Genomic DNA, 18097 nt, shown 5'->3' on the forward strand with positions numbered 1-18097 from the left:
GTTTTGATCGCTCCGGTCGATGACCTTGTCGTGTCACGTGTCGATCCGGCTGGGGCCTTTCCGCCGACACGACCTGCATCGGCAGCTAGAGATACTTGGTGATCGCTTTGAACTCGTCTATCGGGCGGCGCTCCTCATGCGTCAGAGTTCCGACGACATCTTCCAGGCAATGATCGAGATGATCTTGTATGAGAGCTTTCTTAGCCTGCACGATCGCCTTTTCGACTGCGGAGAGCTGCTGGGCGATGTCGATGCATTCCCTTCCGCTATCGATCATCTGGACGACGGTATGAAGGTGCCCTTCGGCACGCCTCAACCGTTTGGCAATTGCTTCATGATGATGATGGATGCTGTGACCATTGTCAGCCTTGCCTGAATGTGCCGGCAAGGCATGTTCCGACAAGGATTCGGATGATGAGCCTGAACTTGTTCCTAATGCGATTTGGGAACGAACTGCAGTCTTCGAAGGCATATTCATCATTCCTTTGACGTGACTATCTCGAGTTTCGCCGGCCGATCGTGCCAAGACTCATCCTCCTTATTGAACGTTGGTTGCTGCACCTGCTCCGGACTGCAGGAGGCTGGCGGCGTTCTCTACCGGTTCGTGATGAGGGTTCATAATGCCGTTGACGCCGTGATAGCCCATGTAAAGTCCGACAAGCACGATGACGGCGCTGGAGAAATAGGGCGCGCGGGCAGCGGCGCTCGATAGCCACGAAAACTTCTGGGTCGCCTTGCGCACACCGATTGCGGCGGCGGCACCGACCATGACGAGCGTGATGGCCAGGCCAATCGAGAAACACAGGACGAGAACGGCACCCAGCGAAATCTCCTTGAGCTGCAGGCAGAGGAGGAGGACTGTAATTGCCGCGGGGCAGGGTATCAGGCCGCCGGTCAGTCCGAACAGGATGATCTGTCCGGTCGTGACCTGACGGTTGGCGAACCGCTTGCGGATGTCGTTCGCATGGGACAGGGCATGGGCATCCTGGTAGCCCTCGGTGGCGAGATTGACGCCGCCGTCGGATGTTTTGGCCTCTGCCGAATCCGTCAGGAAAGAGACGTCGTAGTCGTGTTCGTGGTCGCCGTGATCGAGGCTGAGGCGAGCCATGAAATCAATGGGTTCGGCGATGGTTTCGACGGACTCCATGTAGCCATTGCGGTCGACGAAGGAGAATTTCTGCTTCGTGCCATCGGGGCGTTCCGTGGTCAAGGTGACATACTCGGCCGTCCAGTTGTCGCCGCTGACGACCTGCAGGCGCCAGAAGGCCGGCCGTTCCTTCGAGATTTCCATCGACATGAACCCGTGGCCGGTATCGATGCGCTGCGCCGGAATTGTCTTGTCACGGGTCTGTTCCCACTCGGCGACGTCGCGTTCATATTGCTTGGCCGCGCGCTGCTCCTTCCATGTCTGCCGGAACATCCAGGTGGCAACACCGATGATGATGACGGCCGAGGCAATCTGGAAATACGGTTCTGCCGTTTCGGCATCGAGACCGGAAAAAAGATACATTCCGCCGAGCGCGATCGCCCAAACGACCAGTGTGTGGGAGAATGTCGCCGCCAGCCCGAGCAGGACCGACTGGACGACCGTTCCCCGTACGGCGACGATGAATGCGGCCATCATCGTCTTGGAGTGACCCGGTTCCAACCCGTGAAGGGCACCGAGGAGGATAGCGCTGGGGATATAGAGCCATGCCGCGCCGCTTCCCTGGGCGACCAAAGAACTGAAGGATTCCATAAGTTTCTCCAAGATGTGCTTCGAAGGAATGATTTCGTGATTGGTTTCACATGATCATCGGAGGGCGGTGGCCTGCACTGCCTTGCCGTTGATCAGCTTGTCGAAATGAATGGTCTCGCCGTCATCGGCGAGCGCGGCATATTGCCTGGATTTCCAAAAGCCGACGGTTGCGACTGCATCGGAACTTGCATGGAGGTACATGCGCTCATAGCCCTTGGCGAGCGCGTCGGACTCACAAAGCGCGGCAAGCTTCTTGCCCAGGCCGTGAGCGCGCTTGTCCTTCCGCACGTAGAGACGCCATAGAGAGGCTACATTCGTGCCGTCGCCATAAAGATCGGCGAAGAGTGCCGCGCAGTTCGGCTTCCATCCAAGGTGCCGGATCCCCGTCGTGGCGATAATCTCGCTAGTTTCGTCTTCGACGATCCAGAAGGCACCACGGTTGGCGCTACTGAAATGATTTCCGCCGGGCGGAAGCAGGAGCGAGTCGAGGTCGCCATGCCAATCCGGCCTATAGTCGAAACCATAGAATTCCTTGATGACGTCGAGGCAGAATTCGCGTGCGCGAGCTGCGGTCTTGCCCGCCTCGTCACTCAGTTGCGTCAGAAGAAGCTGATTTGGAAAATTCGGACTTGTCAAGTCAAGCATGGCAACGACCTATATGGGATATAGTCTGTATGTCCTGTCGATGATCGACTCTATATCCCCTCTAGGAGGATAGGATCAAGGTGTTTTTTACATCTTTGCCAATATTTCTATTGTTGACAATCCTACAATTGTGAATCCATCATGACGATATGCCCTCCGGGGGGATAGCTTCTAAATCTAAGATGGAATCCGAAGCGATGAAGCCTCTTCTTATCGGTCAGACACCTCCAGGAAGCCGACTGATGCGGGCAGGAGCCCGCTGCGAAGCGGATATCCTTCAGGCTGCATTCCATTGTAGCGGGCGAGGCGAGCGAACATGATGAAAATCCTGCTGCAGCGTCTTGCCTTCCTAACCGCCACGACATTCGTGGTTTCCATTCTCGCCTTCCTTGTTCCCTATGTGAGCGGCGGAGACCCTGTGCGGACCATCCTTCAGTCGCGCGTCGGCGACCTTGCGGTCGACCAGGACGCTGTAGACGCGCTGAGAATGAAATTGGGGCTCGATCGGCCGCTACACGAGCAATACGGGATTTGGCTCGCCGATGCGCTGCGAGGGGATCTGGGAATTTCGTTCGCCAACAAGATGCCCGTGGAAGGCGAAGTTGCACGTGCGCTGGGCGTTTCGGCAACCCTGGCGGCTGTTTCCCTGGCCTTCGCCCTTCTGTTGGCTTTTCCGCTCGGCACATTGAGCGCGATACGTCCCGGCGGGCGGTTCGATACCGCTGCGACTTTCGTGACGCAGACCTTCGTCGCGGTCCCGGAATACTGGATGGCTCCGATGGCCATCCTTCTCTTCTCCCTCCATCTTGGCGTTCTTCCGTCTGCGGGGTGGCGGGGTCCGTCCTCGGTAATCATGCCCGCTCTCGTGCTGTCATTGCGTCCCATGGCCTATTTCACACGGGTTACCCGCGCCGCCATGATCGACGTGCTGAGCGCACCCTACATCACGGCTGCCCTGTCGCGCGGATTGAACATGCGGCAGACCGTCTTGCATCACGGTGTGCGCAATGGGGTCATGCCCGTGCTGACACTTTTTGCAATGTGGCTGGCTGGTCTTCTCGGTGGTTCGGTGGTCGTCGAGGTGATCTTCTCGATCCCAGGTATGGGGCGTCTGCTCTACGAGGCGGTGATCAACAAGGACATTCCGATGCTGCAGGGCGGTTTCGTCTGCATCGTCATCTTGTCCGTGGTGATCACCACGGTCGCTGACCTCCTGCATATGTTCATCAACCCTGCCGTGAGGGCCGGCCATGTCCACTAGCCAAAATCCCAGCATGTCGACGGCGTGGACGGAAGACCAGGCGATATCGAAGCTGAAATTTCTCCGGCTCCTGGCACATTGGCACTGGACGCTCATAGCCGGCACGGCCATGTCCGCCATCATCGCGGTGCTGCTCGTCCTTGGTCCCTGGATTGCGCCGCATGATCCCGCGGCGCAGAGCCTGCTGAAGCGCCTGAAGCCGCCGAGCGCGACCTATTGGCTTGGAACGGACGAGCTTGGACGGGATCTGTTGAGCCGCATCCTCACCGGCGGCCAGTTCGCGGTTGCGATCTCGGCCCTGACGCTCCTCCTTTGTGTGGTAATCGGCCTGGCCGTGGGCATGATGAGCGCCCGTGCGGGAGGATGGCTTGACGAGCTCATGATGCGGATCGTCGATCTGATCCTGTCGTTTCCCGATGTCATAGTCGCGATGTTCATGGTTGCGATCTTCGGTTCCGGCTATGTCACGCTCATCGTATCGCTGACCGTTGTCGGATGGGCGCCGTTCGCGCGTCTCGCTCGCAGCCTCACGCTCACCATCAATACCCGCGAATATGTCGCTGCGGCGGAAGTGCTCGGCTGCCGGCCGAGCTTCATCCTGTTTCGCCATGTGCTGCCCAATATCATGAGACCCGTCGCGGCGATCACATTTCTGCGCTTCGGCCACAAGCTGATAACCGTCGGCGGGTTGTCCTACCTCGGTCTCGGCGTTCAGCCACCTCATGCCGACTGGGCCTTAATGATGGCCTCGTCGCAGAACTATTTCGATCGCGTGCCGCTTCTGATCATTGCTCCAGGGCTTGCGATCTTTCTCACCGCACTTTCGGTCACCTGGCTCGGTCAGGGTCTCGAAAGGTGGCACAGACATTGAAAGGGTCCAGGGAGATTAGCATGACGAAATTGAAGGAAGGCAACGCCAAGCTTCCGCGCTCCAATCTGGCGACGCAGGTCGCCCATGAAATTCGCAATGGCGTTCTAAACGGTACTTTCCCCTTAGGCTCGCAGTTGAACGAGGCCGAACTCGCCGAGCGTTTCGGCGTCAGCCGTGGCCCTGTCCGCGAAGCCCTCGCGCGGCTTGCGCAGGAGGGGATCGTCAACAGTCTGCCGCATCGCGGGGTCTTCGTGCCGGAACTGACGGAAAGCGATGTCATCGACATCTACCTCGTACGTCAGCCCTTGGAGCTTACCGCGATGGAAAAGATAATGGGCAGGGCGGAGAAGCGCATCGCCGTGCACAGGGAGCTCAGCGCCATCGCCGCCCGTATGGAGCGTGCCCGCCTCAGCCGCCATTGGTCGCTGATTGCCGAACTCGACATGCAGTTCCATCGAACCCTGGTCGACGCCGCCGAAAGCCCGCGGCTGTCGCGCGTCTATGCCACCGTACAGGCCGAGACAAAGCTATGCCTGCACAAGCTGATGGGCGGTTACAAGGGAAACGACGCCCTTGTGCAGGAACATCAGCTTCTCGCGGACCTGGTCTTGTCCGGCACATTGGACGCCGGGATTGCCGAGTTGCGCCGGCACTTTGGCAATCCTGTCGAGACGATGCGCAAGGCGATCCAGGCAAGGAAGGATGTCCCCTCGGCAGCGTGAATCCTTTGTTCCTCATATGGGAGAATGATCGCATGACATGCAAGGCCTGCGAAAGCACCGACCGATCTGCAGATATCATAGACCCAATCCTGTCCGTCCGCGATCTGACAGTACACTTCGCCGGACTGGATCAGCCGGTGCTGGACCGAGTGAGCTTCGACGTGCGTAGGGGCGAGGTCGTTGCGCTGGTAGGCGAATCGGGCTCCGGCAAGAGTGTGACAGCGCTATCGATCATGCGCTTGCTGCCTTCAGTGGCGAAGATGTCGGCATCTGCAATTGAATTCGATGGTCAGGACCTGCAGAAGCTTTCCTCCGCCGCGTTCAACCGCCTCAGAGGCGGCCGTCTTTCCATGCTGTTCCAGCAGCCGCAAGTCATGCTCGATCCGACATCGAAAGTCGGTGTTCAAGTGGGTGAGCCGCTCCTCTATCATAACGGCACCCATGGTCGCGAAAATCGCCGGCAGGTGGTCGGCCTTCTGGGGGAAGTGGGTATCCCGGACCCAGCGGCGCGGGTGGATTGCTACTCCTTCGAACTTTCAGGCGGTATGGCTCAAAGGGTCATGATGGCAGCAGCGCTCGGCGCCGGTCCCGAGTTGTTGATTGCCGACGAACCGACCACGGCGCTCGACGTGACCGTCCAGGCACAGATCCTGCGGCTCCTCGACGCCGAACGTCGCCGCCGCCGCCTTGCCGTGCTGTTGATCACCCATGATCTTGCCGTTGTTTCGGCGATCGCCGACCGCATTGTCGTGATGTATGCGGGGCGTGTCGTCGAGGAAGGACCGACGTCGCAGGTTCTGAAGAATCCTGCGCATCCCTATACCCAGGCCCTGATCCGCTGCTCGCTTCTTCAGGCCGACGCGGAGGGGCGGCTATTCTCGTTGCCGCATGGTGCTGTGCATGCAAGGGACCTGGCTGTCGGCTGCCGCTTTCATCCGCGTTGTCCCGTAGCACAGGCTCATGGCTGTCTGGAACGCTGTGTCATGGAGGAACCAAGCCTTCGAGACACCGATTGTGGGCGCAAGGCGCGATGCTGGACTGTCGTTGATCGCGAAGTCTCCGTCAGCGAAGGGGTTCCTGCATGAAGCCACGCGTCTCAAGCACTGATTTCGTGGTCGTGGAAGGCCTCACCAAGCATTATGCGCTGTCCGGGGGGAGGCTGGTACGTTCGGTCGACGGGGCCAGCTTTTCCATTCGGCATGGCGAAGTCTTGGGTCTCGTGGGTGAATCCGGCTGCGGCAAGAGCACCATCGCAAAGCTGCTCACGCGCCTGACGCCGCTCACGTCGGGGCGTGTCAAAGTCGACGGTCGTGATGTCCTGACCTTGCGTGGCGAGGCGCTGCGCAAGATGCGACGCACCATGCAACTCGTGTTCCAGGATCCCTATTCGGCCCTTGATCCTTCGATGACCATCGGCGAAAGCATGAAGGCACCGCTTTCGCAGCATGCGATGTACATGCCCGCCGACTGCAAGGGCAAGGTGATCGAAATGCTGCGCGAGGTCGGCCTTACGGAGGCTTTCTACGACCGCTATCCCAACCAGTGTTCCGGAGGGCAGCTTCAGCGCGTCGGGATCGGGCGCGCTCTTCTTCTGCAGCCAGAGTTTCTTATCTGCGATGAGCCAACCTCAGCTCTTGATTCCTCCATGCGCACGCAGATCCTCAATCTCCTGGCGGAACTGAGGGTGCGACGGCGCCTTACGATCCTGATGATCACGCACGACCTCAGGCTGGTGTCCCGCTTCTGCGACAGAATTGCCGTCATGTATCTCGGTCAGATCGTGGAGATCGCTCCTGCTGCCGATCTGTTCGCTTGCCCCCGGCATCCGTACACCCAGGCTCTGATCGCCTCGTCCTTGCTCGAGGTGCATGGCCTTGAGGAGACGATCGATACTCTGCGAGGAGAGCCGCCCAGTCCTCTCGCCCCGCCCGAGGGGTGCCGTCTGCGGACGCGCTGTGCGCATGCCGATAACCGTTGCGTACAGGCGCAGCCTCAGCTCCGCAGCATCACCGAGGACGACGGCGTTCGGCACTTCGTGAGCTGCCATCATTTCGAGCGGATCGAGGAAATCCGCGAGAAGCACCGCGGGCCTACGGCCGCAATCGCCTGAACATGCCAGAAAGTCCAAAAAATCATTAAAGGGGAATATGAGCATGAAGCTTTTCAAGAGAATCTCCATGCTGCCGCTGCTTCTGTTGGCAACGACAGCCCACGCTGAATCCTTAGTCGTCGGCGACTTCTGGAGCATAAAAAACAATTGGGCGATGACGTCGGATGATGTCTACGTCGGAACCGTGGCTGGCTGCTACGAGGGGCTTGCTCGCGTCAACTACGACGGCAAGCTCGAACCCTGGCTCGCCACTTCCTTCAAGCACGTCGAGCCGAACGTCTGGGAGGTCACTCTGCGGCAGGACGTGGCATTTCAGGATGGAACCCCGCTGGACGCAGATGCGGTCGCATTCGCGCTCGACAAGATCCTCCACGGCGAGGTAGCCGCGCGTGCCTTCTCGCCGAAGATATTCAAATCGGTGGAAGCGCTCGGCAAGGACAAGGTGCGAATAACGACGGTTCAGCCGCTTGCGATGCTGCCGGCCCATCTTGCCGCGCCGTCAACAAGCATCCTTTCGAAAGCCGCCTACAGACAAGACGGTACGATCGATCCCGTCAGCCACTGCACCGGACCATACGCGATCGTCTCCGTGGATCAGGCTCAGGGGCTCAAGGTGAAGGCGAATCCGACATATTGGGGCAAGAAGCCCACAGTTGGCGAAGGTGAGGTGAGGTTCGTCCTCGACGCCAATACGCGTGCAGTCCAGGCTCGCTCGGGAGAAGCGGATATTGCACGTCTGGTACCGCCTTCCAGCGTCAAGCAGATCAACGACTCGGGCGTTGCGACCGTGTCCGAGGCTTCCACGCCACGCACGACCATGCTCGTGATAAACAACAGGAAAAAGCCGTTCGACGACATACGCGTGCGAAGGGCGATACAGGCGGCGATCGACAATCAGGCAATTTCCGACGCGCTGTTCGAAGGCCTGATGCCGGCCGCAAACGACGTCTTCCGCCCCACCGATGCCTGGGCGCCGAAGGATCAGAAGCCGACCTATAATCCTGACCTTGCCAAGTCTCTGCTCAAGGAGGCTGGCATCACGTCAGGAAGCCTGAAGGTAGAGATGATTGCCTATGTGGAGCGGGCCGAATTCAAGGATATCGCCGCAGCCGTCCAGCAGATGCTTGCCGAGATTGGCATAGAGAGCACGATCAAGCAGGCTCAGTATAATGCCGTGGAACCGGATTTGCTGAAGGGCAATTTCGATCTCGCATTTCTGTCGCGCAACTATCTGACCGACGTTCTGGATCCTGCCGGGTTTTTGTCCTCCGATTTCTCCTGCGAGGGCAGCTATAATCTCGCGCACTATTGCTCGCCGGAGGTGGATGCCTGGATCAAGGATGCCCGCGCCAATGACAATGATGAGGAACGGTACGCGCTCTACCGCAAGATCGCCCAGAAGCTGCAAGACGACGCGGCCGTCGTCGATATCGTCCATGTGAACACGTTCGACGCGATCGGCAAACGTGTCCAGGGATTTCGGCCGCATCCGCTCAATAGCTATTATTTGACGCCCGATCTGTCTCTGAAGTGATTTCGGGGAAGATCCGCCTCGCGAGGTCCCCGACCCGAAACGGTGCAGCCGGTCCCGTCCGATTACCGGATGAGGTTCCGGCGACGATCTCGGAAAACTTTGCCGTTAGCGACACTTGGAGTTCCCCTTCGCTAACGGCGCTTTTTCTTCCGCGTCTTTAGCCCGCAGTGCTGAAACGATCGATTCCATCCATTGTTCTGCAGGTTCATCCTTGTCAGCCTCTTGTGAGGCCCGCACGGGAAGAGTTGCGCGGCAGCTGTCGGACGCACGCGCGTCCTCCGGTGTTCGTAATCCCCGGATTTTTCGTGAAATCGGGCTGGTATTGACAGTTATCCTCTCTGGGGGGATACAGGTCATCATGACAGAACACACACATGACACCCATCCCGAGATCGTCAAGCGGCTCAAGCGCGCCCACGGACACCTGAAGAGCGTCATCGCCATGATCGAGGATGGCAAGCCATGTCTCGACATCGCCCAGCAGCTATCAGCCGTCGAGAAGGCGATCGTCAACGCGAAGCGGACACTCATTCAGGATCATCTCGATCATTGCCTCGAGGAAACACTTGGCGCTCTCCCGCGCGACAAGCGCCAGTCCATAGACGAGTTCAAGACGATCACGAAGTATCTCTGAGGGTATGACCGATTTGTTTGCCTATTTCGGGCTGTTCGTGGCCGCCTTTGGTGCGGCAACGATCCTTCCGATGCAATCCGAGGCAGCGCTTGCAGGGCTTCTTCTGACCGAAAGGTATTCGGCGCTTTGGCTCGTCGTTGCCGCCAGCCTCGGCAATATTTTGGGCTCTGTCGTCAACTGGATGCTAGGCAGAGGGATCGAACGGTTTCGCGACCGCCGTTGGTTCCCGATCGGTAACGACGCGCTTGATCGCGCACGGGGATGGTATCGTCGTTATGGGCGATGGTCGTTGCTGGCAAGCTGGGTGCCAGTTATCGGCGATCCGATCACCGTTGTTGCCGGCGTCCTGCGAGAACCATTGTTGACCTTCCTACTGTTTGTGACGATCGCGAAGGTTGGACGTTACGTCGCTCTTGCGCTGGTGACGACCAGCCTGACGTGAAGTGCTGGAATCCCGCGGTGCGCGGTCAGCGCAGCCCCCAAGGCATCGGGCGCCTTGATGCTTGATTGTTGTCATCGGCGCCATTCTGGTGGCTCCGTGACTGACGCCTCGAACAAACATTCGAAACCAAGGTTTTTCAGCTTTACGTCAGTCAATGAGGCTATTTCCTAAAAACGACACGCTACGGCTGTATGCACGTGTTGGCAGTGTTGGAGAGTTGAATTTGAATCTTGTTCTTAGGCGCTCGTCTTCCGTGGCGCCGGTTTCCGGATACGAGCCTGGCGGCTTCACCTATCGCCGCGATATCGACGGCCTGCGCGCCCTGGCGATCATTCCGGTCGTTCTCTATCACGCCAGCATCCCGGGGTTTGGCGGCGGCTTCGTCGGCGTTGACATATTTTTCGTCATTTCCGGCTTCCTGATGGCATCGCTGATCTCCAAGGAAATCGCGAAGGGCGAATTCAGTCTCGTCCGATTCTATGAGCGCCGTATCCGGCGGATTTTTCCGGCATTGTTCGCTGTCCTGGCCACGTCTTCGGTTGCGGCATGGTTTCTGCTGATGCCAGCCGAATTTGCTTATTTCGCGCGCAGCTTGAAGGCGGCGGCCCTGTTCACATCGAATATTCAATTCGACAAGGAGAGCGGATACTTCGATATCGGCGCGCAGATGAAGCCGCTGCTGCACACATGGTCGCTGGCTGTCGAAGAGCAGTTCTACATTCTGTTTCCCTTGCTGCTACTGGTCCTCAACCGATTTGCGCAACGGTATATGGCGCCGATCTTGGCTGGATTGCTGGTCGTGTCTCTCGCGGCCAGCACATGGACGCTGTTCCGGTCGCAGCCTGACGCATTTTATCTGCTGCAATTTCGTGCTTGGGAGCTGCTCATTGGAGCACTGCTGGCCCTCGGTGTCCTACCGATGCCAAAGCAATCCAACGTGCGAGCCGGATTGGCCGCCGCCGGTGTGCTTTTGATCGCGATTGCCGTCTTCGGGTTTAGTGACCGGACACTCTTTCCCGGCCCGGCAGCTCTGCTACCCTGTCTTGGCGCGGCACTGGTGATCCACGCGCGCGACGAGCTCGGGCCAGCGAGCAGAGTTCTGCAGTCACGGCCGATGGTCTTCGTCGGGTTGATCTCCTACTCGCTTTATCTCTGGCATTGGCCGCTCATCGTCTTCAGCCGGGAGGTGACGGGGCGAGAGCTTTCGCCGATGCAGGGCGGCCTGATCGCGCTGGCGTCGCTCGCCATGGCCATCATCTCATGGCGCTTCATCGAGCGGCCGTTCCGTGGACGCGATAGTCTGATAAAGCGCTTGCCGTTATTTGCTGCGGCACTGACCGTCGTAATCGCCGCTGCCGGATTGGGAGACTATGTCGCCCATCACGGCGGCGTACCTGGTCGACTGCCGGCGGATGTGCAGCGGGTCTATGCTTCCACTTACGATCAGAGCCGCTTCAGTCTGCCGCCGTGCTTTGCCGAATTCGACGCGGCGGGGCGCTCGGCTGCGGATATTCGTGCAGGCAAACTTTGTCCGCTCGGGCCGGAGGACGCGGCGAAACCCACTTTTCTCGTTTGGGGCGATTCCCATTCCGGCGCCATGGCGCCGGCCATCGATGCGGCGGCGAAGCAGGTTGGGATCAGCGGTCTCTTCGCAGGCCATTCGTCGTGCCCGCCTTTGCCAGATGTTCAGCTCACGTCGCGCGGCGATACCGAACTCTGCAATGATTTCAACGGCGCGGTGCACGATCTGATTAAGGCCCGACATATTCCACTGGTTTTCCTGGTGGCCTATTGGCCCAAATATGTCCACGATGCCGAAATGCCCAATGAGGGACCGTACTTCGATCCTTCCGTACCGCCCCCGTTGGAGGATCGATCGGCGTCGGTCGTTCAAACGATGGACCGCCTGATTGCCGATCTGACCAAACAGGGCACCAAGGTCGTGCTGGTCTCGGATGTCCCCGAAATGGGACGCTACATGCCCGAGGCCGTTGCCAAGGCGATGATGCAAGGCATGTCAACGGAGGTTGCTCCCCCATTGGAATATATCAGGAAGAGGCAGGCGCTCTCGCATGTGATCCTGAGCCGTGTGGCCGCAAAATATGGTGCAACGATCATCGATCCGCTTCCAGCCATCTGCAGCACCGATCGTTGCGATGCCGTGCGAAACGGTTTGCCGCTCTATAAGGATGCCGATCATCTCACAGCGACCTTCGCGGCGACCCTGAGCTCGCTCTACGTTCCCGCGCTGTCCGAAGCTCGTCGATCGGCGGAACTGGCTCGGGATTCCTTCGGAAAGTGAGCGGACGAGAATGTATTTTGTTTCCACGGCCGGCTCTTATTGACGCCTACGGGGCAGGTGGGTCGATTGGTCGATCCGTATCGGCAGCCTCCCCCGAAAAAGGATTGGCTGCCGTAGTTGGCGATACATCGAAACCGCCGACATGGCGTTTTTCTAACTGTCTGATCTCGCAGCGCGCAACGCGAATGCGCAGACAGCCGAGAAGATAGCCATCAGTGCCATATAGACGGCGATGGGAGTGGTGTTTCCCGGATACTCTGCCATAAGCGTCGTTGCCAGCAGAGGCGAGAGGCCGCCGCCAAGGATCGGGCCGATCTGCTGGACCAGTGAAAGGCCGCTGTAGCGGATGCGGGCAGGAAACAGTTCGGAGAAGAAGGCGCCCTGGGCACCGAAGACCGAGCCGTGTCCGATCGCCAGGCCCAGCGCGATCGCGAGCCAGATGCTGCTCGTGTTGCCGCTATCCAGCAGGGCAAAGAAGACGGCGGCGAGCGCGACCTGAAAAAGCAGGCCGGCAATGTAAACCGCGCGCCGCCCGATCCGGTCGGAAAGCGCACCAAACAGAGGAAGCGTCAGGCATTCGAGCGCGCAGCCGACCAGCACGCCATTCAGGATCATTTGGCGCGGCAGGCCCAGCGAATTGACGCAATAGGTGATGGCGAAGACGGCATAGATGTTGAAGAGACCGCTTTCGGCAATCTTGGCGCCTATTCCAAGGATCACGTTGCGGCGATGGTCGCGGACGGCTTCGACGACGGGCAGGGCGGCCGTCTCCCCTTGTTCCCGGATGCGTTTGAAGGCGGGAGTTTCCGAGATCTGGAAGCGGATGAACAGGCCCAGGGCAACCAGCACGATGCTGAAAAGGAACGGCAGCCGCCAGCCCCAGGACAGGAAGGCTCCCTCGCTCATCTGTGTCGACAAAATGCCAAGCAGGGCGATCGGGATCAGGAAGCCGGCCGGGACGCCGATATGAACCAGGGAACTGTAGAAGCCCCGTTGTTCGGGCGACGCGTGTTCGACTGTCATCACCATGCCGCCGCCATACTCCCCGCCTATCCCGATCCCCTGGGCGAGACGCAGGAGAAGGAGGCTGATCGGAGCCCATATGCCGATGGTATCGTAGGAGGGTACGAGCCCGATGAGAAAAGTCCCGGCTCCCATGATGATCATCGTCAACAGCAGGGCCGTCTTGCGGCCGATGCGATCGCCGAAATGGCCGAACACGATGCCGCCGATCGGGCGCGCGCAATATCCGACGAAGAAGGTGGCGAACGCGGCGAGCGTTCCGATCAGGGGATTGTCGCTTGGAAAGAATATTTTGTTGAACACCAGCGCCGTTGCGGTCGCGTAGAGCGTGAAATCATAATATTCGATCGTATTGCCCACGGCGCTCGCCAATGCGACCTTGCGCATGTCCTTGGCGAGCGCTGGCCGCGAATTGGTTGCGCGGCTTTCGGTTGAAGAGATATTTTCTGGGACCGATGTTCTCACTGTTTCCTCCCGTTCAGATCGTTTGTTGTTTCCGTCTGCTCGTATCGCCTCCTTCAGCCAACCCACCCCACGCGGTGAGGCGAGTCGACTGACGACATGAGCCCGATCCGATGGATCGGGGTTGGCGGCAGGCCCCGCCCAATGCGGTGCCCGCCGCCGACGGTCTTACTTGTCTTCGTAGCGCAGCACGTTTCTGAGCTCGCGCTGGATGTTTTCGAGCTGCGCGGGCGTCGTTGCCGGCATCGGCATCCGCGGCAGGCCCGCCTCGGTGCCCTGAAGCGCGATCGCCGTCTTGATATTGGCCGGCAGATTGTCGGCATAGATCGCATTCCAGAAGCGCAGGAGCGCCTCGTGAATCTCCTTGGCGCGGGCATGGTCGCCGCGCTGCACCGCATTCCAAAGAGCGACGCAGACACTGGGGACAGCGGCGGGATTTGCCGCAATGGTGCCGTGGCAACCCAGCGCGAACGAGGGATAGAGCAAGGCGTCGACCGCCGTGTAGACCTTGCAGCCTTTTGGGATGCCAATCATCAGGTCGGCCATGAGCTTGAGATCGCCCGCGCTTTGCTTGACGGCCTGTACGCCGGGCAATTCCGTCATGAGGCGGATCAGCAGCGACGGGCTGAGATAGTTCCAGGGCACGACGTTATAAATGATGACCGGTATGTCGGTGGCCGCCGTCAGCGTCTTGAAATGCTCGAAAGTGGCGTTCTCGTCGGGCTTGAAGACATAATGGACCGGTGTTACCTGCAGGCCCTGGATCGGAAGATGGGAAATGGCTTTGGCACGACGCACGGCTTCGCGCGTTGAATTGGCGATGATGCCCGCCAGGACCGGAATCTGTCCGTTGACTTCCTCCACCGTGATTTCCATCAGGCGAACGAATTCCTCGAATGTCAGCGTATGGCCTTCACCGGAACTGCCGCCGACGCAGACGCCATGAACCCCGTTCTTCAGGTTGAATTTGACGATGTTGCGGAAGGCTGTCTCATCGATATCACCCTCCTTGGTGAAAGGGGTGACGATGGGTGGAATGATGCCGGAGACTTTGTCGAGATTCATGTTTGAAGTTCCTGTTTTGAGCGAGAGATGGCCGATGATCGGCCGATGACATCAGGGCGCAGGTCAGGGATCGCTTCCCCTGAGGAAGACGCCATGAAATCCGGGTTGTTCGAATGTCGGTTGTGGCGTTACGCCAGCGAAATCAGAGACTTGTCGCCAGCGCCTCCATCCAGATCGCGACTGCCGCTGCGCCACCGTCCTCGGTGCCGAGAGCTCTTTCGCCGAGATAGCTCGCGCGGCCGAGTTTCGGCACCATATCCGCCGTGCGGCGTGCGCCTTCGGCCGCGGCAGAGGCTGCGTGCTTCCAGGCCTCGGCGGCGGACACGTTGACGCCGGCTGCCTCGATCGCTCTCAAGGCCGGGTCGAGCGCGTCGAGCATGGTGCGGTCACCCGGCTTTGCTCCGCCGATTTCGCTGATGGCAGCGATACCGATCGCGAGGGCAGCGCGAAAATCGTCTGACGAGAAACGATTGTTCTGGCCGAGATGGCGCCCGGCCCGCGTCAATGCGATTGCATAGAAAGGCCCGGAGCTTCCGGCGATCGCCCGTCGCAGTGCATTGCCGATTGCGACGAGAGCGTTGGCGGGGTTGATCCATGCACTTTCGGGCAAGGCGCGAATGGCCTCGGCGCCACGAAGCATGCTTGCACCGAGATCGCCGTCGCCTGCCTTGCTGTCGAGCTCTGTCAGATAGGCTTCGGCAGATTCCAGCGCATCACAGACGGCAAGACCGATGCGGCGCAGGTCGTGAGGATCGAACCGGCCTGCATCGCCGAGCGGGGCTTCGTTCTCCGGTATGTTCGGCACCCGCACGATATGGGGTGCTTCCGAGATCGCGCCGCCCCGCGGCCACGCGGTTGCAGGCGTCTCGGCATCCAGCCGTTCGATATCGCCCTCACCCAGATCCAGGAGTGAAATCGAGCAACCCGGCATTTCGAGCGCCGTCAGGAAATTGCCGCTCCAGGCCCGTTCGATCCCGAGACCGCGCGAACGCAGCGATGCGATCGCACAACGGGCGACGACTGCCAGCTCCATGGGCGGCGTTGCCCCGAGACCATTGATGAGCAATGCGACCCTGGAGCCTGACGCAAGCTGCATGTCCGTGACGATCTGCCCGATGATCCTGTCGGTGATGGCGTCCGCGGGCAGATGTTTCGTGCGCTCGACGCCCTTTTCGCCATGGATGCCGAGGCCAAGTTCGATCTCGTCATCGGCTAGCGTGAAACCGGCCTTGCCGGCGGCCGGTACGATGCAGGCGCCGAGGGCAACGCCCATCGTGCCAAGGCGCGATGCGGCCGACCGGGCGATGGCGGCAACCTCCTTCAAGTTCTTGCCGCTCGCCGCGGCTGCGCCAGCGATCTTGTGGACCAGCACCGTTCCGGCAATGCCGCGGCGGCGGTCACGCGGTACGAGACCGGAAAGCGCCACATCATCCGCCACGACAACCAGCTCGGTCGGGATGCCCTCGATGGCGGCGAGTTCTCCGGCAAGGCCGAAATTCAAGCGGTCGCCAGTATAGTTCTTCACGATCAGAAGTGCACCTGCGGGGCCGGCACTGGCGCGAATGGCAGCAAGCACGGCATCGACGCTCGGCGAGGTGAAGACCTCGCCGGTAACAGCCGCAGTCAACATGCCAGGTCCGACATATCCGGCATGGGCCGGTTCATGGCCGGCACCGCCGCCCGAGATCAGGGCGACCGGCCGGTCCGCGATCACGGGCAGGTCGGCGCGCAGCACGACATTCTCCGTGTCGAGCAGCGCAAGGCCGGGTGCGAGAGCGACAATGCCCTCCAGCATTTCCCGCACCACGTCAGCGGGTCGATTGATGAGCTTCTTCATTGTCCTTCATCCTATTGCTGCTTGCACAGAAACGCTTCCAGTCGCTTCGCGCCTTCCTCGATGAGCGCAGGATCAACGGCAAAACACACACGCAGGAATTCTTCCCCACCCGGGCCGAAAGCCGAGCCCGGAGCGACCCCCACGCCTGCCTCCTTCAGGATCCTGCGCGCCATATCATAGCCGCTATTCATGCCATGGACGGAGAAGAAGAAATAAAAAGTTCCGTCGGGCCAAAAGACGCGCACGTTCGGCAGCTTATCGAGTGTCGAGCAGATGATTTCGCGCCCGCGCGTCGATCGAGCGACGAGGGATTTGATGAATTCATCACCCTGATCGAGTGCCGCGATAGCGGCGTGCTGGACGAAGGTGGCGACGCTCGTCGTGTTGTATTGGCTGAGATTGTCGAAGATCTTTGACATCCCCTTCGGGTAGATGACCCAGCCAATGCGCCAGCCGGTCATGCACCAGTTCTTCGAAAAGGTATTGGTGACGATCAGCCGATCGGTAGGCTCCGTAATCTCCAGGAAGGAGGGGGCAAGAGCTCCGTTATAGGTGAAATGGGAATAGACCTCGTCGGATATGATCCAGAGGCCCTTGTCTCTGGCGAAGTCGCGTAGGGCCAGCATTTGCTCCTTCGGCATCACCCAGCCCGTCGGATTTGACGGGGAGTTGATGGCGATTACGCGGGTCTTAGACGTGACGGCGCCAAACAGATCGTCGAGATCGAGCGCGAAACCGCCGCCGGCAACGGTGCGGTAGGGTACCGGGACGACCTTGCCGCCGAGAATGCCAATGATCTCAATCAAATTCGGCCAGGCCGGCACCGGCACGATGACTTCGTCGCCCGGGTTCAGGACAGCCTGGATCGCCTGCATGATGGCCTGGACACCGCCCGCCGTTATGCTGAAGCGATCAGCGCCGATATCGACGTTGAAATGCCGCTTGTGATAGCGGTCCAGGGCTTCGCGCAGGGCCGGCACGCCCAGAGCGTAGGTATAGCGGGTCTGTCCTGCAGCCAATGCAGAGACTGCGGCCTCGCGTATGAATTGAGGTGTCGGCAGATCACCTTCGCCGATCCAGAGTTTGATTACGTCGGGATCTTCGCGCGCCAGATCGGCAATATCGCAGATCTGGTTGAGTTCGATTCCGTTGATGCGCGCTGGCGTGCCGGAAACCGGCCACTCGGTCGCCCGATAGTCCATAAAAATCATCTCCTCGCGCGGCCGTTGGACGGTCCGCTGCGCAGTTGGCATCGATCCGGCACCTGGCGGGCGGATCGCTGAAAAATCATCTTGATTGTGCCCGAGCGCCTCCCAGCGCAGCCGGCAGTTTAACGCATCATGTCCGCTCGATTTCCCAACTGTCCTCCCGATGCCGCCATTTGGCTATTATTCCGTATTGTGGAATATAAATTAGCGATACATCCACTTAAGTAAATATAATCAGAATAG

General features: G+C 59.7%; 16 protein-coding genes. 9 read left to right on the forward strand and 7 right to left on the reverse strand.

Annotation, left to right across the window (positions count from 1 at the left end; translation table 11 throughout):
• Positions 1-85: 85 nt before the first annotated feature.
• The 3 genes from GA0061103_RS17100 to GA0061103_RS17110 all read right to left on the reverse strand — a co-directional run bounded on the left by GA0061103_RS17100 (position 86) and on the right by GA0061103_RS17110 (position 2383).
• Positions 86-349, reverse strand: coding sequence for a metal-sensing transcriptional repressor (locus GA0061103_RS17100; protein WP_280949800.1), 264 nt, complete (start codon positions 347-349; stop codon positions 86-88).
• A 189-nt stretch (positions 350-538) separates the two neighbouring features.
• Positions 539-1738, reverse strand: coding sequence for a nickel/cobalt efflux transporter (locus tag GA0061103_RS17105; protein WP_092713146.1), 1200 nt, complete (start codon positions 1736-1738; stop codon positions 539-541).
• Between the two features lie 54 nt (positions 1739-1792).
• Positions 1793-2383 (reverse strand): GNAT family N-acetyltransferase, encoded by a 591-nt coding sequence (locus tag GA0061103_RS17110; RefSeq protein ID WP_092713148.1) that lies wholly within the window; start codon positions 2381-2383, stop codon positions 1793-1795.
• 316 nt (positions 2384-2699) lie between these two features.
• Here GA0061103_RS17110 and GA0061103_RS17115 point away from each other — a divergent pair, with 316 nt between their 5' ends.
• From GA0061103_RS17115 to GA0061103_RS17155, 9 genes are all read left to right on the forward strand, one after another.
• Positions 2700-3644 (forward strand): ABC transporter permease, encoded by a 945-nt coding sequence (locus tag GA0061103_RS17115; RefSeq protein ID WP_092713150.1) that lies wholly within the window; start codon positions 2700-2702, stop codon positions 3642-3644.
• Entirely contained in the window at positions 3634-4515 is an 882-nt protein-coding gene (locus GA0061103_RS17120) for an ABC transporter permease (RefSeq protein WP_092713152.1), read from the forward strand. Before GA0061103_RS17115 ends, GA0061103_RS17120 begins: the two co-directional genes overlap by 11 nt.
• A gap of 20 nt (positions 4516-4535) precedes the next feature.
• Complete coding sequence (locus tag GA0061103_RS17125; protein WP_092713154.1) at positions 4536-5237, forward strand: GntR family transcriptional regulator; 702 nt, start codon at positions 4536-4538, stop codon at positions 5235-5237.
• Positions 5238-5269: 32 nt separating this feature from the next.
• The gene (locus tag GA0061103_RS17130; protein ID WP_092714322.1) at positions 5270-6322 is read left to right on the forward strand and encodes an ABC transporter ATP-binding protein; all 1053 of its coding nucleotides are present in this window, start codon (positions 5270-5272) and stop codon (positions 6320-6322) included.
• A complete protein-coding gene (locus tag GA0061103_RS17135) occupies positions 6319-7347 on the forward strand; it encodes an ABC transporter ATP-binding protein (protein ID WP_092713156.1) in 1029 nt (342 codons plus the stop codon). The genes GA0061103_RS17130 and GA0061103_RS17135 overlap by 4 nt, the downstream gene beginning before the upstream one ends.
• A 43-nt stretch (positions 7348-7390) precedes the next feature.
• Positions 7391-8881, forward strand: a complete 1491-nt coding sequence (locus GA0061103_RS17140; RefSeq protein ID WP_092713158.1) for an ABC transporter substrate-binding protein — start codon at positions 7391-7393, stop codon at positions 8879-8881.
• A gap of 358 nt (positions 8882-9239) precedes the next feature.
• Complete coding sequence (locus GA0061103_RS17145) at positions 9240-9515, forward strand: metal-sensing transcriptional repressor (protein ID WP_092713160.1); 276 nt, start codon at positions 9240-9242, stop codon at positions 9513-9515.
• Positions 9516-9519: 4 nt separating this feature from the next.
• Complete coding sequence (locus tag GA0061103_RS17150; RefSeq protein ID WP_092713162.1) at positions 9520-9957, forward strand: YqaA family protein; 438 nt, start codon at positions 9520-9522, stop codon at positions 9955-9957.
• Positions 9958-10180: 223 nt separating this feature from the next.
• A complete protein-coding gene (locus tag GA0061103_RS17155) occupies positions 10181-12259 on the forward strand; it encodes an acyltransferase family protein (RefSeq protein WP_092713164.1) in 2079 nt (692 codons plus the stop codon).
• A gap of 153 nt (positions 12260-12412) precedes the next feature.
• Here the strand turns inward: GA0061103_RS17155 and GA0061103_RS17160 are convergent, their stop codons facing one another.
• From GA0061103_RS17160 to GA0061103_RS17175, 4 genes are all read right to left on the reverse strand, one after another.
• Positions 12413-13747, reverse strand: a complete 1335-nt coding sequence (locus tag GA0061103_RS17160) for an MFS transporter (protein ID WP_208603526.1) — start codon at positions 13745-13747, stop codon at positions 12413-12415.
• 165 nt (positions 13748-13912) lie between these two features.
• A complete protein-coding gene (locus GA0061103_RS17165; RefSeq protein ID WP_092713166.1) occupies positions 13913-14809 on the reverse strand; it encodes a dihydrodipicolinate synthase family protein in 897 nt (298 codons plus the stop codon).
• A 142-nt stretch (positions 14810-14951) separates the two neighbouring features.
• Positions 14952-16646 (reverse strand): dihydroxyacetone kinase family protein, encoded by a 1695-nt coding sequence (locus tag GA0061103_RS17170; protein ID WP_092713168.1) that lies wholly within the window; start codon positions 16644-16646, stop codon positions 14952-14954.
• Positions 16647-16657: 11 nt separating this feature from the next.
• Positions 16658-17848, reverse strand: coding sequence for a pyridoxal phosphate-dependent aminotransferase (locus GA0061103_RS17175; protein ID WP_245304778.1), 1191 nt, complete (start codon positions 17846-17848; stop codon positions 16658-16660).
• Between the last annotated feature and the right edge of the window lie 249 nt (positions 17849-18097).

It is taken from the genome of Martinezella multihospitum (assembly GCF_900094585.1).
GTDB classification, from domain to species: domain Bacteria; phylum Pseudomonadota; class Alphaproteobacteria; order Rhizobiales; family Rhizobiaceae; genus Rhizobium; species Rhizobium multihospitium.

Coding starts and splice junctions, on each gene's coding strand:
- GA0061103_RS17130 (WP_092714322.1), top strand. CDS start 5,270: ATGACATGCAAGGCCTGCGAAAGCACCGACCGATCTGCAGATATCATA.
- GA0061103_RS17145 (WP_092713160.1), top strand. CDS start 9,240: ATGACAGAACACACACATGACACCCATCCCGAGATCGTCAAGCGGCTC.
- GA0061103_RS17110 (WP_092713148.1), bottom strand. CDS start 2,383: ATGCTTGACTTGACAAGTCCGAATTTTCCAAATCAGCTTCTTCTGACG.
- GA0061103_RS17135 (WP_092713156.1), top strand. CDS start 6,319: ATGAAGCCACGCGTCTCAAGCACTGATTTCGTGGTCGTGGAAGGCCTC.
- GA0061103_RS17170 (WP_092713168.1), bottom strand. CDS start 16,646: ATGAAGAAGCTCATCAATCGACCCGCTGACGTGGTGCGGGAAATGCTG.
- GA0061103_RS17165 (WP_092713166.1), bottom strand. CDS start 14,809: ATGAATCTCGACAAAGTCTCCGGCATCATTCCACCCATCGTCACCCCT.
- GA0061103_RS17115 (WP_092713150.1), top strand. CDS start 2,700: ATGATGAAAATCCTGCTGCAGCGTCTTGCCTTCCTAACCGCCACGACA.
- GA0061103_RS17175 (WP_245304778.1), bottom strand. CDS start 17,848: ATGGACTATCGGGCGACCGAGTGGCCGGTTTCCGGCACGCCAGCGCGC.
- GA0061103_RS17150 (WP_092713162.1), top strand. CDS start 9,520: ATGACCGATTTGTTTGCCTATTTCGGGCTGTTCGTGGCCGCCTTTGGT.
- GA0061103_RS17125 (WP_092713154.1), top strand. CDS start 4,536: ATGACGAAATTGAAGGAAGGCAACGCCAAGCTTCCGCGCTCCAATCTG.
- GA0061103_RS17105 (WP_092713146.1), bottom strand. CDS start 1,738: ATGGAATCCTTCAGTTCTTTGGTCGCCCAGGGAAGCGGCGCGGCATGG.
- GA0061103_RS17140 (WP_092713158.1), top strand. CDS start 7,391: ATGAAGCTTTTCAAGAGAATCTCCATGCTGCCGCTGCTTCTGTTGGCA.
- GA0061103_RS17120 (WP_092713152.1), top strand. CDS start 3,634: ATGTCCACTAGCCAAAATCCCAGCATGTCGACGGCGTGGACGGAAGAC.